Here is a 15,115-nt window from a genome sequence, read left to right on the forward strand (position 1 = left end):
GCCGAGCAGGGCATCCGGGTCAACGTCGTCGCTCCCGGCCCGGTCTGGACGCCGCTCCAGCAGGCGGGCGGCCAGCCGACGGAGGCGCTGTCGGAGTTCGGCACCCAGACCCCGCTCGGCCGGCCCGCGCAGCCGGCGGAACTCGCCTCCGCCTACGTCTACCTCGCGAGTCCCGAGTCGAGCTACGTGACGGGCGAGACCCTCAACGTGAACGGCGGCATGCCCACCCCGTGAGCCTCCGCGCCGTGCCGGGGGACGCGTCGTCCTCCGGCACGGCCCGCCGGGTCACCGGAGGGAGGCGAGCGCGTCCGCGATCGTGTCGTCGCCGGAGGTCAGCTCGAACTGGGCGCCGACCGTGGAACCGTCCGCGAGCACGGCGGCGATGACCGCGGCGACGTCGGTGCGCGGGATCGCGCCGGAGGGGATGTCCGCGCCGATCCGCACCCGCCCGGTCGCCGGGTCGTCCGTCAGCCGCCCAGGGCGGACGATCGTCCAGTCGAGCCCGGAGCCGCGCAGCGCGGCGTCGGCGTCCCGCTTCGCCTCGACGTAGGCGCGCCACACCGGGTCCGTGTCCGGCGGGAGCGGGTCGTCGACGCCGAAGGCGGAGACCTGCACGAAGCGTGCGACCCCGGCGAGCTTCGCGGCCTCGATCGACTTCAGCGACCCCTCCAGGTCGACGGTGCGCTTCCGCTTCGCGTTGCCGTCGCCGCCGGCGCCCGCGCTGAACACCACCGCGTCGGCGCCGCCGAACACGTCGGCGAAGTCGTGCGCGTCGCTGCCCTCGATGTCCAGGAGGTACGGCACGGCGCCCGAGTCCTCGACGTCGGCGCCGTGCGCCTCGTTCCGGATGGTGCTGCGGACGGCGTGGCCCTGGCCGGTCAGCGCCTCCGCGAGGCGGAGCGCAACCTTGCCGTGGCCGCCGACGATCACGACGGTGCTCATGACGAGGCACCGTACCGAGCGGGAATGCGTGCACCCCGAACGTGGTTGCATGGACCATGGCGACGAAGACTCTGACCCTCGAGAACCACAACGAAACGGTGGCCGACGGCACCGTGCTCATCGACTTCTGGGCCGACTGGTGCGGGCCGTGCAAGCAGTTCGCGCCGGTCTTCGAGCAGTCCAGCGAGACCCACCCCGACATCACGTACGCGAAGGTCGACACCGAGGACCAGCAGCAGCTGGCCGGCATGTACGGCATCACCTCCATCCCGACGCTCGTGGTGTACCGCGACGGCATCCCCGTCTTCGGGCAGCCTGGTGCGCTCCCCGGGCAGGCGCTCGAGTCCCTGATCGAGCAGGTCCAGGCTCTCGACATGGACAAGGTCCGCGAGCAGTGGGCCGAGCAGCAGCAGCAGGCGTCCGCGCAGCAGTCCTGACCCCAGCAGCGCGAAGGGCCCCGTCCGGCTTCGGACGGGGCCCTTTCCGTGCATCAGGGAAGTCGCGGGATGCACTCAGCATCGCCGACGAGCATGACTCGACGTGACTGACACGACCACGAATCCCGACACCTTCACGATCGGCGGCGACCTCACCGTCCACCGGCTCGGCTTCGGCAGCATGCAGCTGACCGGCCCGGGGGTCTGGGGGCCGCCGAAGGACCACGACGAGGCGATCCGGGTGCTGAAGCGCTCGGTCGAGCTCGGCGTCGACTTCATCGACACTGCCGACTCCTACGGGCCGTACGTCGCCGAGGACCTGATCGCCGAGGCGCTGCACCCGTACCCGGAGGGGCTCGTGATCGCCACGAAGGCGGGCCTCACGCGGGTCGGCCCGAGCCAGTGGCCGCCGGTCGGGCGTCCGGAGTACCTCCGCCAGGAGGCGCTGATGAGCCTCCGCCGGCTGAAGCTCGACACGATCGACCTCTTCCAGCTGCACCGCATCGACCCGAAGGTGCCGCTCGAGGACCAGGTGGGCGAGCTGAAGAAGCTGCAGGACGAGGGCAAGATCCGCCACATCGGGCTCTCCGAGGTGAGCGTGGAGCAGCTGCAGGAGGCGCAGAAGATCGCGACGATCGTCTCGGTGCAGAACCTCTACAACCTCGCGAAGCGCGACGCGGAGCCGCTGCTCGACCACGCGGAGGCGAACGGCATCGGGTTCATCCCGTGGTTCCCGCTCGCCACCGGCGGCCTCGCGAAGGAGGGCGGCAAGCTCGACCAGCTCGCCAGGAAGCACCAGGCGACCCCGTCGCAGCTGGCGCTCGCGTGGCTCCTGCACCGCTCGCCGGTCATGCTGCCGATCCCCGGCACCTCGTCGGTCGCGCACCTCGAGGACAACATGAAGGCCGCGGACATCGAGCTGACCCCGGAGGAGGTCCAGGAGCTCGAGCAGGCCGTCTGACCCGAGGTGACCCTGGATCCGGGGATCTGCGCAGACCCCCGGATCCAGGAACACCTTCAGCGCGCGACGCGCTCCGGGCGGATCCCGTAGACGAAGACGCGGGGGATCATCCGCGACACGGGCCCCCTGAGGAGCGCGAGCACGGGTGCCGGTGGCAGCAGCGGCCGCCCCTCCGGCGACTCGGTGAACCGGATCACCTGGTCCTGCCCGAGGACCTGCACCCGCTGCGTGAGCGTCGTCGGCAGCTGCCGACGCCGCTGCACCCGGTCGAGGATCGCCGGGTTCAGGACCTTCGCGAACCGGTCGGGATCGCGCTGCGCGCGGAGGAGGTCCGGGCCGAGCAGGTTCGCCGTCGCGACCGCGTCGCTGACAGCGAGGTTCACGCCGACGCCGCCCATCGGCGACATCGTGTGCGCGGCATCGCCGATCGCGAGCAGGCCAGGTACCGCCCACTGCCGGAGGCGCTCGACCGTGACGGAGAGCAGCTTCACGTCGTCCCAGCTCCGCAGCTGGTCCAGCCGGTCGCGCATCCACGGCGCGACCGAGCCGACGCGCTCGCGGAACGCGGGGAGCCCGGCCGCCTGGATCTCGGCGTCCGTCCCCTTCCGCACGAGGAACGCGACCTGCCAGTAGTCGCCCCGGTTGATGGCGACGATGCCGCCCCCGCGCCCGATCGTGCCGCGCAGCTCCGTCGGCTCGTCCTCGCGCCGGTCGATCCGGAACCACAGCACGTCGATGGGGGAGCCGAGCTCCACCACCCCGGTCCCGATCTCGTCCCGCAGCGCCGAGTGCCGCCCGTCGGCGGCGACGCTCAGCACGGCGTGCAGGAGGTGCTCCTCCCCGCCCAGCCGGTACCGCAGCCCGCGCACGCGCCCGGCGTGGTCGCGCAGCACGCCGGTCGTCTCGGCCTCCATCACGATCCGGAACCCGGGGTACTCCTCGGCCTTGCGGACCAGGAGGTTCAGCAGATCCCACTGCGGCGCGAGCGCGATCTCCGCGAACCGGGCGCCCCGCGGCGCGACCGCCCGCAGGTCCTGGTGCACGAGCTCGCCGTCGGTGGTCGCGAACCGCACCGCGCGCATCCGCCCCCGGACGAGCCGGTCGAACTCGTCGATCAGCCCGAGCTCGTCGAGGATGTCGAGCGTCATCGGGTGCACGGTGTCGCCGCGGAAGTCGCGGAGGAAGTCCGCGTGCTTCTCGAGCACGGTCACCTCGACGCCCTGCCGTGCGAGCAGCAGACCGAGCATGATGCCCGCCGGTCCGCCTCCCGAGATCGCGACGGTCGTCCGTTCCTCCGACATGTCGCCGTTCTACTCGCCCGAAGCGGGAGGCGCCCGCGCGCTGCCGCGGTGGGGTCCGTCGTGACGCTCACGCCACCGCTACACTGTCGGAGGCTCGCAGCGGCTCCACCCGCTGCGCGCCGCCACGGGCTGTGGCGCAGCTTGGTAGCGCACTTGACTGGGGGTCAAGGGGTCGCAGGTTCAAATCCTGTCAGCCCGACCAGCGAAGGGCCTGATCAAGACGGCAATCATTCGTCGTCGATCAGGCCCTTCTTGGTGCCACGAGGGCCATGTGTGCTCGATGTGTGCTCAAACCGGGTTCGTGGTCGAGCACGTCCTGCACGGCGTCAGCCATCGCGCGGTCTGCATCGTCGAGGAGATGGCCGTAGAGGTCGCTCGTGATCGAGGCCGAGGAGTGACCGAGACGCTTCGAGACCGCGGTGAAGACCCCACCCCTCGTCACATCAGCGGAGTGTCACGCTCCGCACCTCGACGCCAGCGTCGAGTGACAACGAGTGTGAGGGCAGTCACGGCGACCCAACCGGCGGGGAAGAGGACGAAGCCAGCTGCGGGGCTGGTCAAGGCCTCTCCGGGTGACCCAGCGTGCGGGATCAGCACTGTCGGCAGGGCGCCGGCGGCGTCCCAGATCAGGAGAGCGGAGGCGAGACGTCTCACGAGCAGGGATGTGAGACGTCTCGCGGGCAGCGGTTCGAGGCGGCTTCGGGCGGCTGCCTGCGAACTCGATCTACGCGTTGACGCTGCGGATGTCGTCTGCTGCCCGACGAGCACTCCGATGCCGATCACGGCGCATACTGCCGAAGCTGAGGACGTGCGTCGGTTCCGCCGATCGTTCGTGGGTGCCGTCGCTCGTTCATGCCGCGGCGCCACGGAACGCCGCGGAGGCACGCGTCGCGACGTGCAGGTGGAACCGCGTGTCCGGATCGGACAGGTCGTATCCGGTCAGCTCCTCGATGCGGCCCAGCCGATACCGGACGGTGCTCCGGTGCACGATGAGCGCTGCGGCCGTGCGGTCGTAGTTCCCGCCGGTGTCGAGATGCACGCCGAGGGTGTGCACGAAGTCGGAGTGATGAACGCGGTCGTGCTCGCGGAGGATGCCGAGCCACTCCTGGACGAAGCTCTCCACCTCGGCTCCGCCGTCGGTGCTGTCGAGGATCCGGAGCAGGCCGAGGTCGTCGTGGTTGCTGAGCCCGTACGGGTCACGCGATTCTGTCCGGATCCGCAGGGCCCGTCGCGCCTGTGCGAACGACGTCGGCAGGTCGGTTCCGGGGCCGCGGCCGCCGACGCCGATCGAGCAGTTCGGGCTGCCGAACGCGATGGCGAGCTGCTCGTGGAGCCGAGACCAGTCGCGATCGTCGCCGACGACGGCCATGGCCGAATCGCTGTGCCGCGAGACCAGCGCCGGGACCCGGAGCGCGGTCAGCGCCTGGCGGAGCGCTGCATCGATCTGGATCCCTTTCGGAGACGGGAGGGCCGAGCTCGCGACCACGACTCGCTGCGGCCGGCCGAGGTCGTACTGCAGGGCCTCCGCGCGGATCCGGGATCCTTCCGGATCTGCCCCTGACACGAGATCGGCGGCGAGGTCCCGTCCGAGACGCATCTCGATCTCGGCCAGGTTCCGGCGATGGCTCATCCCGATCGCGAGCGACGTGCCCGCAAGCTCCAGGGTGAACCGATCATCGTCGGTGACGGTGTGGTCCGCGTCGAGGATGCCGACGAAGCCGAGGAATTGGCCGTTCGAGCGGATGGCGCGCGCGCACCACTCCCCACCGTTCCGCTCGCTCCCGGTGGACGCCCCATCGGGCTCGAGCACCGCTGTCGGCCCCCGCCGGTCCTCGGGGCCGGCCCGCGCCCGCTCGTTCCCGAATGAGTCCTGCAGCACGGCGGATCGGCCGGTCAGCGCGTGAAGCGCCTCGAGGACGGCGGATTCGCCCCCGCCGGAGGCGACCGCCGTCGCGAACACCTCACGGACGCGCTGCCGGGCTCCGAGGTGCTGGATCGTGCTGGACATGGCCTGGTTCACGTCGGCCTGCGCTTCACCCTGCTTCCGGAGCTCGGCGGTCCGCCGGCGCTCGCGGGCGAGCAGCTCCGAGGTCGCCAGCGCCGCTCCCGTCGGTCTGGCCAGGGCGCTGAGCAGGAACACCTCCTCGGCGGACGGCGCCGCCGCCGCCTGGAGAACGAGACATCCGTGCTGAGCCGCATGCGCGGTCAGGAAGAGTGCGTACCGCCAGGCGCCGTTCGTGCTCTGCAGAGCGCCGTCGCCGCGACCAGGGGTCGTCACCAGGATGTCCAGCGCCAGGTCGGGCGCACCGGAGAACCGGCGAAGGCGGCCCTGCTCGACGGAGTAGGTGGCGATCACGGTGCAGGCCGAGACCGCGCGAACGGTGCTGTTCGCGATGCGGAAGGTGTTGCTGACCGTCGGGTCCTCGAACATCTCGGAACCCGCCAGGAAGATCCGGTACAAACCGGAGTCCGGTTCGCCGTCCACCACCGCTCGCCCCGTGTCGCCGGGGCGTGAGCCGCCCATCGCGACCACCCTTGCTCTCGAGCGCAAGGGTACGCGCGTTCGCAGGCCGCGCCATGGGCGTTCTCTGCTGAGGGACCGGCCGCTATCGCGTGCCGCCGCGGATCAGCCGTTGTGCTTCAGCCGCAGCCGCTCGGCGATCTCCCGCGCCTTCCCTTTCGCCTCCTGCTCCAGCCTCGTGGCCAGGTCGTGGAGCTTCTGGAGCGCTCCGATGCGCCCCGAGCTCTCGGGGGAGACCGCGTTCTGCACGGGCTGGTCCCGCGGGACGAGGATCTCGTCGGTCGCGATCGTCACCACGAAGGTTTCGCCCTCGGGATCGAGGGTGATGCTGACCGGCACCTCGTCGGCGGTGTCCGGATCGAGCGCCACTGCGGCGACGATCAGCCCGGTGCCGTCGGGCGTCTCTCGGATCTCGACCTCCGTCAGGGGACCGGACTCGATCGCCATGACGAACTCGTCTTCGGTCGGAGTCGTCGTCTCGCTGGCCATGAACCGCTCCTCGGGTCGCTAGGGGTCTTCCTGCCAGGCGGCCGGGAAGGCCGGATCCCGCGGCGGTGACGGTATGCGGCGGCGGCACCCGCCGCATCGGCACGTCGGGGCAGAACGCCCGGGGCGGATGAAGCGCTCAGGGCAACCCGCCCTGGCCTGCGGTACGAGCGCGGAGTCGCCGCCCCGGCCGTCCGGGCCTCCGGTCCCGGCGGAGGAGGTCCACGAGGCCCGTCGCGCCTGCGGATGGGGGAGCCCCGGCCCGGCGCGACGGGCTGGTCATGGCGGGTCAGATCCGGCCGCGCGGTCCTGTCCGTCCGGGTCGATGACGACCCCGAACGTCGGGGCGAGACTGTCGCTCAGTTCGTGCGCACCCTCTCATGTGACCGGCCGGCAGCCCGGTGGCGCCCGCGAACGTGCCGGCTCACGAGCGAGCCGAGCAGTCGTCAGGAATGCCGTCCAGCACTCAGGAGGAGTCATGACGTTGATGGGGTTCGACACGTTCCGGGACGTGGATCGCCTGCTCGAGCAGAACATGCCGCAGGGCAGGCGCACCTGGGCGCTGCCGATCGAGGCGTTCCGGCACGGCGACGAGTACACGGTCGCGCTCGACGTGCCCGGCGTGTCCGGCGAGGACATCGACGTCAAGGTCGAGCGCAACGTCGTCTCGGTGCGCGCCCACCGCGACGGGCTGCGCGGCCCCGACGACGAGGTGCTCATCGACGAACGGCCGCGGGGCGAGTTCGTGCGACAGCTCTACCTGGGGGAGAGCCTCGACAGCGGCCGGCTCTCGGCGGCGCTCCGCGACGGTGTCCTCGTCCTGACGATCCCGGTGGACGAGTCGAGCAAGCCCCGGAAGGTGGCGGTCTCCTCGTCCCCGGCGGACGAGACGACCGCATCCTCCGGCGTCCACGTGAGCCGGTGATCGCCGTGACGATCTCAGGAACGTCCTCCGCGCCCGGCGTGGGGCAGGACAGCCAGGTCCTGGCGGTGGTGAACGAGCTGCGCGAAGCGGAGGCCGTCGTCTCCAAGCTGGCCGAGCGGGGCTTCCCCGTCGAGCACACCCGGATCGTCGGGGACGATCTGCAGTGGGTCGAGAACGTCGGCGGTCGGCTCACGTTCTGGGGCGCGGTCGGTCGCGGCGCGCTCGCCGGCGCGCTCACCGGCGTGCTGATCTGCTGGCTGTTCACCCTCTTCAGCTGGCTGACGCCGATCGTCGCGGGCCTGCTCCTGATCGTCGACGGGCTGATCGCCGGAGCGATCATCGGTGCGGTCATCGGCGCGATCGACTACTCGCTGACGGGTCGCCAGCGGAACTTCGTCTCGGCCGCCACGCTCCGTGCCAGCCGGTACGAGGTGCTCGTCGACACCGCGTGGGCGCGCGAAGCGCGGGGGATCCTGCAGGACGCGGCATCCGGTCCCGAAGGTCGCTCGGCGGGCAGGGACGGGGGGCTCTGATGGCGAAGGCGGTCGGAATCGATCTCGGCACCACCAACTCGGTCATCGCGGTCTGGGAGGCGGGCGAGGCGAAGGTCATCCCCAACGCGGAGGGGGCACGGACCACGCCGTCCGTCGTCGCGTTCACCGACAGCGGGGAGCGACTCGTCGGCCAGCTCGCCAGACGGCAGTCGATCCTCAACCCGAAGGGCACGATCACCTCCGCCAAGCGGTTCATCGGCAGGACCTTCGACGAGATCTCGGAGGAGGCGAAGGCCGTCGGATTCGACGTGGTCCCGGGTCCGGGCGGGGAGGCGCGCTTCGACATCCGGGGCAAGCTCTTCGCGCCGGAGGAGATCAGCGCGCTCGTGCTGCGGAAGCTCGCGGACGACGCCGCCAAGTTCCTCGGCGAGAAGGTCACGGAGGCGGTCATCACAGTGCCCGCCTACTTCAACGACGCCCAGCGCACGGCGACGAGGGACGCGGGGAGGATCGCCGGACTCGAGGTGCTCCGCATCATCAACGAGCCGACCGCCGCCGCACTCGCCTACGGGATGGACAAGAAGGAGCACGAGACCGTGCTCGTCTTCGACCTCGGCGGCGGCACGTTCGACGTCAGCCTGCTCGACGTCGGCGACGGCGTGGTCGAGGTGCGCTCCACCGCCGGTGACACCCACCTCGGTGGTGACGACTTCGATCGGCGTCTGGTGGACCACCTCGCCGAGGATTTCAAGAAGGACACCGGGATCGACCTGCGGAACGACCCCCAGGCGTTGCAGCGCCTCTTCGAGGCGGCCGAGAAGGCGAAGGTGGAGCTCAGCTCCGTCAGCCAGACCCAGGTGAGCCTCCCGTTCGTCACCGCGGACGCGTCGGGTCCGAAGCACCTCACCGCCACGGTCACGCGCGCCGTGTTCGACAACCTCACCGCCGATCTCGTGGAGCGGTGCCTCGGGCCGGTCCGCCAGGCGATGTCGGACGCGAAGATCACGGAGAACGACATCGACGAGGTGATCCTCGTCGGCGGCTCCACCCGCATCCCGGCCGTGCAGAACCTCGTCAAGCGGCTGACCGGCGGCAAAGAGCCGAACATGACGGTGAACCCCGACGAGGTCGTCGCGGTCGGTGCGGCGATCCAGGCCGGCGTGCTGAAGGGCGAGGTGTCCGACGTCCTCCTGCTCGACGTCACCCCGCTGTCGCTCGGCGTCGAGACCCGTGGCGGCGTGATGACGAAGATCATCGAGCGGAACACGACGATCCCCGCACGGCGCAGCGAGGTCTTCTCGACGGCGCAGGACGACCAGGACTCGGTGGAGATCGTCGTGCTGCAGGGGGAGCGGGAGCGCGCCGCCGACAACCGGGTGCTCGGGCGGTTCCAGCTCACCGGGATCCGCCCGGCGCCGCGGGGCGAGCCGCAGATCGAGGTCACGTTCGACATCGACGCCAACGGCATCCTGCATGTCACGGCGCGTGACCGCGACACCGGCACCGAGCAGGGCATCACCATCAGCAACACGTCGACCCTCGACCAGGCCGAGATCGAACGCATGGTGAAGGAGGCCGAGGAGCACCGCAGCGAGGACCAGCGGCTGCGCGAGGCGATCGACGCACGGAACGAGCTCGACGCCGCCGCGTACCAGGTGGAGCGGACCCTCACCGAGCTCGGCACCGCGGTGCCCGAGCATGAACGGGCGCGCGCGGAGCTCCTGATCGGCCAGGCCCGCGAGGCCGTCGCGGGTGAGGTTCCCGCGCAGCAGGCGCGAGACCTCACCGGCGAGCTGCAGCAGGTGGCGGCGGCGCTGGCGTCGGCCAGGGCCGCCCAGACGGTCCCGCCGACACCACCCGGGGCGAGCGACTCCGACGACGACGTCGTCGACGCCGAGTTCGATCGGGGCTGACGGGCATGCCGACGGCCGACCCGGATGCTCCTGACGACGGTGAGACCGCCGGTCCGGCGCCCGAGGGGAGCACCGGCCCGGCGCCCGCCGCGCCGGGCCCTGCGTCGGCGAGCGCCGCCGCAGCGGACGATCTCGAGTCCCGCACCGCGGTGGCCGAGGACCGGTGGCGTCGGGCGGCGGCGGATCTCGACAACGTCCGCAAGCGGACCGCGCGCGAGATCGAGAGCGCACGCGAGCGCGAGCGTGCACGCGTCGCGGCGGTGTTCCTGCCGGTGGTCGACGGTCTCGACCAGGCGGTCACGTTCGTGCCGGCGGATGACGAGGCGCTGGGGGCCGGCATCGAGGTCGTGCGCAGGTCCGCGATCCAGGGGCTGAGCGGGCTCGGGTACCCCCGCATCGACGCCGTAGGGGTCCCCTTCGATCCGCAGCTGCACGAGGTCATCAGCGTCGTCGAGGCCGCCGAACTGCCACCGCGGACGGTCGTCGCGGTGCTCCGTCCCGGCTACGGCACGGCCTCCCACATCCTGCGCCCCGCCGGCGTGGTCACGACCGCCGCCGGGGCGTGACGAGGTGGCCGAGGACTTCTACGAGACGCTGGGGGTGTCGCGCACGGCCGACGTGAAGCAGATCAGGCGCGCCTACCGCGCGCTCGCCCGCAAGTACCACCCCGACGTGAACAAGGATCCCGGCGCCGACGAGCGGTTCAAACGGATCAGCGAGGCGCATCACGTGCTCTCCGATCCGGAGCTGCGCGCGCAGTACGACCGGTTCGGTCCGGACTTCCGTCAGTACGCGGCCGCCGGCCAGGCCGCAGGAGGCGGGGGCGAGGCGCCACCGCGCGGGCGACGGCCGAGCGGCTCGCCGCGCTACACCACCTGGTCGAGCGCCTCGACCGATGGCGCCGATGCCGGGATCGACTGGGACGACCTGTTCGGCGAGGTCTTCGGCAGGTCGGCGCGAGGTGCCGACCATTCGGCGGAGCTCGCGCTGAGCGTCGAGGAGGCGTTCAAGGGAGGGCGGCGCACCGTCCGTCTTCAGGACGCCGGCGGCGCGGTGCACGACCTCGACATCGAGATCCCGGCGGGGGTCGTCGATGGGCAGCGCGTGCGCGTCTCCGGCGCCGGCGGCGAAGCCAGGGGAGACGCCGGCGCCGGGGACCTGGTCGTGTCGATCCGGGTGCGGTCCGACCGGCGATACCGTCTCGACGGCGTCGACATCGAGATGGATCTGCCGGTCTCGCCCTGGGAGGCGGCGCTCGGAGCCGAGGTGCGGGTTCGGGCTCCCGGCGGCCGGGTGACGGTGCACGTCCCGCCCGGTTCGCCCAGCGGACGTCGGCTCCGCCTCCGTGGGCAGGGGATGCCGCGACCGGGCGGGCAGAACGGCGACCTGCTCGCACGCGTCAAGATCCTCGTCCCCGACCCCCTGACCGCCCATGAACGCGAGCTCTTCGAGGAGTTGCGCCGGGCGTCCTCCTTCGATCCGAGGAAGTCCACATGAGCGCTTCGTTCCTGCCGGTGCGTGCTGCCCGGCTCGACGTCGCGACCGCCGCCGCACAGGCGGGGTTGCATCCCGAGCTCGTCGAACGGTTCGCCGAGCTCGGCCTCGTGCCGTGGACGACGGACGCCGCCGGCCGCATGTGGTTCCCGCCGGCCGCCCCGGCGCTGCTCCGCAGGATCGTCCGGCTGCACGCCGATCTCGCCCTCAACTACGCCGCCATCGCCCTCGTGCTGGAGCTGCTCGATCGGATCGAGGCGCTCGAAGGCCGGCGAGGGACCCTCGGAACGGAAGGCCGCTGACCGCCATGGACATGAACAAGCTCACGCAGAAGTCGCAGGAGGCGCTCGCCGAGGCGCAGAGCCTCGCGACCCGCGCAGGGCAGACGGAGGTCGACGAGGAGCACCTGCTGCTCGCCCTCGTCGCGCAGGAGGACGGGATCGTCCCGCGGCTCCTCGAGCGCATCGGGGTGGATGTGGCAGCGCTGCGCGGCGACCTCGAGGCCGAGATCGCCAGGAAGCCGCGCGTCACAGGACCGGGCGCCGCGCCCGGTCAGGTCTATCCGAGCCGGAGCCTCAGCGCGACGCTCGACCGCGCCCAGCGCGAGGCGACGCGGCTGAAGGACGCCTACGTCTCCGTCGAGCACCTCGTGATCGCGATCGCGGACGACGGCGGGGCCCGAGCGGCGAGCCGGGTGCTGCGGGCGCACGGCGTCACTCGCGAGGCGTTCCTCGGCGCGCTGACGTCGATGCGCGGCAACCAGCACGTGAACTCGGCCACCCCCGAGCAGACCTACGAGGCGCTCGAGAAGTACGGTCGCGATCTCGTCGCCGACGCGCGGACCGGGCGGCTGGATCCCGTGATCGGGCGTGACGCCGAGATCCGGCGGGTCGTGCAGATCCTGTCGCGGAAGACGAAGAACAACCCGGTGCTCATCGGGGAGCCGGGCGTCGGCAAGACGGCGATCGTCGAGGGCCTCGCGCAGCGGATCGTGAGCACCGACGTTCCCGAGGGGCTCCGCGACAAGACGATCTTCGAGCTCGACCTCGCCTCGCTCATCGCGGGGGCGAAGTACCGGGGCGAGTTCGAGGAGCGGATGAAGGCGGTGCTCGCCGAGGTGACGGCATCCGAGGGCCGCATCCTGCTGTTCATCGACGAGCTGCACACGCTGGTCGGGGCCGGAGCCACCGAGGGGGCGATGGACGCCGGGAACATGCTGAAGCCCATGCTGGCCCGCGGGGAGCTCCACCTCATCGGCGCCACGACGCTCGACGAGTACCGCAAGCACATCGAGAAGGACGCCGCCCTGGAGCGCCGCTTCCAGACGGTGATGGTCGACGAGCCCAGCGTCGAGGACGCCATCTCGATCCTGCGCGGGCTGCGGGAGCGCCTCGAGGTGTTCCACGGCGTCCGGATCCAGGACAACGCCCTCGTCGCGGCCGTCACGCTCTCCCACCGCTACATCACCGACCGGTTCCTCCCCGACAAGGCCATCGACCTCGTCGACGAGGCCTGCGCGCGCCTGCGCACGGAGATCGACTCCATGCCCGCCGAGCTGGACGAGCTGACCCGCCGCGTCACCCGGCTCGAGATCGAGGAGGCGGCGCTCACGAAGGAGACCGACGCCGCGAGCAGGACGCGCCTGGAGGAGCTGCGCCGGGAGCTCGCGGATCTCCGCGCGGAGGCCGACGCCAAGCGGGCCCAGTGGGAGGCGGAACGGCGGGCGATCCGCAAGGTCCAGGAGCTGCGTGGCGAGCTCGAACGGCTGCGCCGTGAAGCCGAGGAGGCCGAGCGGGCGTACGACCTCAACCGGGCGGCGGAGCTGCGGTACGGGCGTCTGGGGGAGGTGGAGCGCCGCCTCGCCGCTGAGGAGGAGATCCTCGCCTCCAAGCAGGGGAAGCAGCGGCTGCTGCGCGAGATGGTCACCGACGAGGAGATCGCCGAGATCGTCGCCGCCTGGACGGGGATCCCGGTCGCACGGCTGCAGCAGGGCGAGCGCGAGAAGGTGCTGCGGCTCGACCAGATCCTCAAGGAGCGGGTCGTCGGGCAGGACGAGGCGATCGAGCTCGTGACCGAGGCCATCATCCGGGCGCGCTCCGGCATCCGCGACCCGCGGCGCCCGATCGGATCGTTCATCTTCCTGGGGCCCACCGGCGTCGGCAAGACCGAGCTCGCGAAGGCGCTCGCCGGAGCGCTCTTCGACAGCGAGTCGGCCATGATCCGGCTCGACATGAGCGAGTACCAGGAGCGCCACACGGTCAGCCGGCTGGTGGGGGCCCCTCCCGGATACATCGGCTACGACGAAGGCGGCCAGCTCACCGAGGCGGTGCGGAGGCGGCCGTACTGCGTGGTCCTCTTCGACGAGATCGAGAAGGCCCACCCGGACGTCTTCAACACCCTGCTGCAGGTGCTGGACGACGGGCGGATCACCGACAGCCAGGGGCGCACCGTCGACTTCCGGAACACGATCATCATCATGACGTCCAACATCGGGGCCGAGCTGCTGCTCATGGCCGCCGCATCCGGGGGAGCGATCCCGGAGGAGGTGCGGTCCGATGTGCTGGGCGAGCTCCGCTCGCGGTTCCGTCCGGAGTTCCTCAACCGCGTCGACGACATCGTGGTCTTCGCCCCGCTCGGGCTGGAGCAGATCGAGGACATCGTGGAGCTCCAGCTGGGGGAGCTGCGCGCGCGGCTGCGGGAGCGGCAGATCACCCTGGAGGTCACGCCCGAGGCTCGACGGCTCATCGCGGAGCGGGGCTACGACCCGATGTACGGGGCACGACCGCTCCGGCGCTACATCTCCCACGACATCGAGACGCGGCTCGGCCGCGCGCTGCTGTCCGGGGACGTCACCGACGGGTCGCGGCTGACCATCGACGTGGTGGACGACGACCTGAGGGTGGAGATCGACCGCCACCAGGAGACGAGAAAGGCAGCCGCGTGAAGGACACGCGCGTCACTCGACAGGAGGGCCGACATGGCTGTCATCACGATCTTCGGCACCGGCAACATGGGGTCCGCCATCGCCTCGGTGTTCGCCGCCGGGAACCACTCGATCCAGCACATCGACACCGGGAGGAAGGATCCCGTGATCGAGGGCTCGATCGTCGTGCTGGCCGTGCCGTACCCGGCGCTCGCCTCGATCGCGTCCACATTCCAGGACCAGCTCGCGGGCCGTACCGTCGTCGACATCACGAACCCGCTCGACTTCCAGACCTTCGACGGCCTGACCGTGCCGGCGGATTCGTCCGCGGCGGCCGAGCTCGCCGCCGCTCTGCCGTCCTCGCACGTGCTGAAGGCGTTCAACACGACGTTCGCCGCGACGCTCGCCGCCGGCTCGATCGGCGGGAACCGGACCACCGTGCTCGTCGCCGGGGACGACGCCGAGGCGAAGACCGCCCTCGTCGGGGCGATCACGGCGGGCGGCGCGATCGACGCGATCGACGCCGGCTCGCTCAAGCGCGCGCGGGAGCTCGAGGCGCTCGGCTTCCTGCAGCTCACGCTCGCCGTCGCCGAGAAGGTGAGCTGGACCGGCGGCTTCGCCGTCGTCCGCTGAGCCGAAGCGGGGACGGGCCGTCCGGGCGGTCGCTCGGTGTCGAGCGCCTGAGCGGCTCTTCCCGGGGGTGCGCGGACATCTCCGG

At 71.4% G+C, this 15,115-nt stretch carries 15 protein-coding genes and 1 tRNA gene; 12 read left to right on the forward strand and 4 right to left on the reverse strand.

Features of this window, described 5'->3' with window-relative positions; genetic code table 11:
• On the forward strand, window positions 1-234 hold a 234-nt coding region (locus tag ACTHLI_RS01125), incomplete at its 5' end, for an SDR family oxidoreductase (RefSeq protein WP_440180887.1).
• A gap of 51 nt (window positions 235-285) precedes the next feature.
• Here the strand turns inward: ACTHLI_RS01125 and ACTHLI_RS01130 are convergent.
• Window positions 286-942: an SDR family oxidoreductase gene (locus ACTHLI_RS01130; protein ID WP_440180889.1), complete on the reverse strand. Its 657-nt coding sequence runs from the start codon at window positions 940-942 to the stop codon at window positions 286-288.
• A gap of 56 nt (window positions 943-998) precedes the next feature.
• Between ACTHLI_RS01130 and trxA the strand changes: the two genes are divergently transcribed.
• Together trxA and ACTHLI_RS01140 are read left to right on the forward strand one after the other, a co-directional pair.
• Window positions 999-1,379: a thioredoxin gene (trxA, locus tag ACTHLI_RS01135; RefSeq protein ID WP_440180891.1), complete on the forward strand. Its 381-nt coding sequence runs from the start codon at window positions 999-1,001 to the stop codon at window positions 1,377-1,379.
• Window positions 1,380-1,482: 103 nt separating this feature from the next.
• Window positions 1,483-2,340: an aldo/keto reductase gene (locus ACTHLI_RS01140; protein ID WP_440180893.1), complete on the forward strand. Its 858-nt coding sequence runs from the start codon at window positions 1,483-1,485 to the stop codon at window positions 2,338-2,340.
• A 56-nt stretch (window positions 2,341-2,396) separates the two neighbouring features.
• Here ACTHLI_RS01140 and ACTHLI_RS01145 read toward each other — a convergent pair whose 3' ends face one another.
• Entirely contained in the window at window positions 2,397-3,641 is a 1,245-nt protein-coding gene (locus tag ACTHLI_RS01145; protein WP_440180895.1) for an FAD-dependent oxidoreductase, read from the reverse strand.
• A gap of 125 nt (window positions 3,642-3,766) precedes the next feature.
• Here ACTHLI_RS01145 and ACTHLI_RS01150 point away from each other — a divergent pair.
• A tRNA-Pro gene (locus ACTHLI_RS01150) sits at window positions 3,767-3,843 on the forward strand.
• Between the two features lie 648 nt (window positions 3,844-4,491).
• Here ACTHLI_RS01150 and ACTHLI_RS01155 read toward each other — a convergent pair.
• Together ACTHLI_RS01155 and ACTHLI_RS01160 are read right to left on the reverse strand one after the other, a co-directional pair.
• A complete protein-coding gene (locus tag ACTHLI_RS01155) occupies window positions 4,492-6,165 on the reverse strand; it encodes a PucR family transcriptional regulator (RefSeq protein ID WP_440180896.1) in 1,674 nt (557 codons plus the stop codon).
• 102 nt (window positions 6,166-6,267) lie between these two features.
• Complete coding sequence (locus ACTHLI_RS01160; protein WP_440180898.1) at window positions 6,268-6,651, reverse strand: hypothetical protein; 384 nt, start codon at window positions 6,649-6,651, stop codon at window positions 6,268-6,270.
• A 475-nt stretch (window positions 6,652-7,126) separates the two neighbouring features.
• On the opposite strand from ACTHLI_RS01160, the gene ACTHLI_RS01165 reads away from it, so the two are divergent.
• The 8 genes from ACTHLI_RS01165 to ACTHLI_RS01200 are packed head-to-tail and all read left to right on the forward strand — an operon-like array spanning window position 7,127 to window position 15,030.
• Window positions 7,127-7,573 carry an Hsp20/alpha crystallin family protein gene (locus ACTHLI_RS01165; protein ID WP_440180899.1) on the forward strand — a complete coding sequence of 149 codons (447 nt, stop codon included), beginning with the start codon at window positions 7,127-7,129 and terminating at the stop codon, window positions 7,571-7,573.
• A 5-nt stretch (window positions 7,574-7,578) separates the two neighbouring features.
• Window positions 7,579-8,106: a general stress protein gene (locus tag ACTHLI_RS01170; protein WP_440180901.1), complete on the forward strand. Its 528-nt coding sequence runs from the start codon at window positions 7,579-7,581 to the stop codon at window positions 8,104-8,106.
• Window positions 8,106-9,980 (forward strand): molecular chaperone DnaK, encoded by a 1,875-nt coding sequence (gene dnaK, locus ACTHLI_RS01175; RefSeq protein WP_440180903.1) that lies wholly within the window; start codon window positions 8,106-8,108, stop codon window positions 9,978-9,980. Before ACTHLI_RS01170 ends, dnaK begins: the two co-directional genes overlap by 1 nt.
• 5 nt (window positions 9,981-9,985) lie before the next feature.
• On the forward strand, window positions 9,986-10,546 hold the full coding sequence (locus tag ACTHLI_RS01180; RefSeq protein WP_440180904.1) for a nucleotide exchange factor GrpE: 561 nt from the start codon (window positions 9,986-9,988) through the stop codon (window positions 10,544-10,546).
• Between the two features lie 4 nt (window positions 10,547-10,550).
• Window positions 10,551-11,477 (forward strand): DnaJ C-terminal domain-containing protein, encoded by a 927-nt coding sequence (locus ACTHLI_RS01185; RefSeq protein WP_440180906.1) that lies wholly within the window; start codon window positions 10,551-10,553, stop codon window positions 11,475-11,477.
• Window positions 11,474-11,776 (forward strand): chaperone modulator CbpM, encoded by a 303-nt coding sequence (locus ACTHLI_RS01190; protein WP_440180907.1) that lies wholly within the window; start codon window positions 11,474-11,476, stop codon window positions 11,774-11,776. The genes ACTHLI_RS01185 and ACTHLI_RS01190 overlap by 4 nt, the downstream gene beginning before the upstream one ends.
• A 5-nt stretch (window positions 11,777-11,781) precedes the next feature.
• Window positions 11,782-14,418: an ATP-dependent chaperone ClpB gene (gene clpB / locus ACTHLI_RS01195; RefSeq protein WP_440180909.1), complete on the forward strand. Its 2,637-nt coding sequence runs from the start codon at window positions 11,782-11,784 to the stop codon at window positions 14,416-14,418.
• Window positions 14,419-14,451: 33 nt separating this feature from the next.
• Window positions 14,452-15,030, forward strand: coding sequence for an NADPH-dependent F420 reductase (locus ACTHLI_RS01200; RefSeq protein WP_440180911.1), 579 nt, complete (start codon window positions 14,452-14,454; stop codon window positions 15,028-15,030).
• The last annotated feature ends 85 nt before the right edge of the window (window positions 15,031-15,115 follow it).

Source organism: Amnibacterium sp. (genome assembly GCF_051956055.1).
In the GTDB taxonomy this organism is placed as follows: domain Bacteria; phylum Actinomycetota; class Actinomycetes; order Actinomycetales; family Microbacteriaceae; genus Amnibacterium.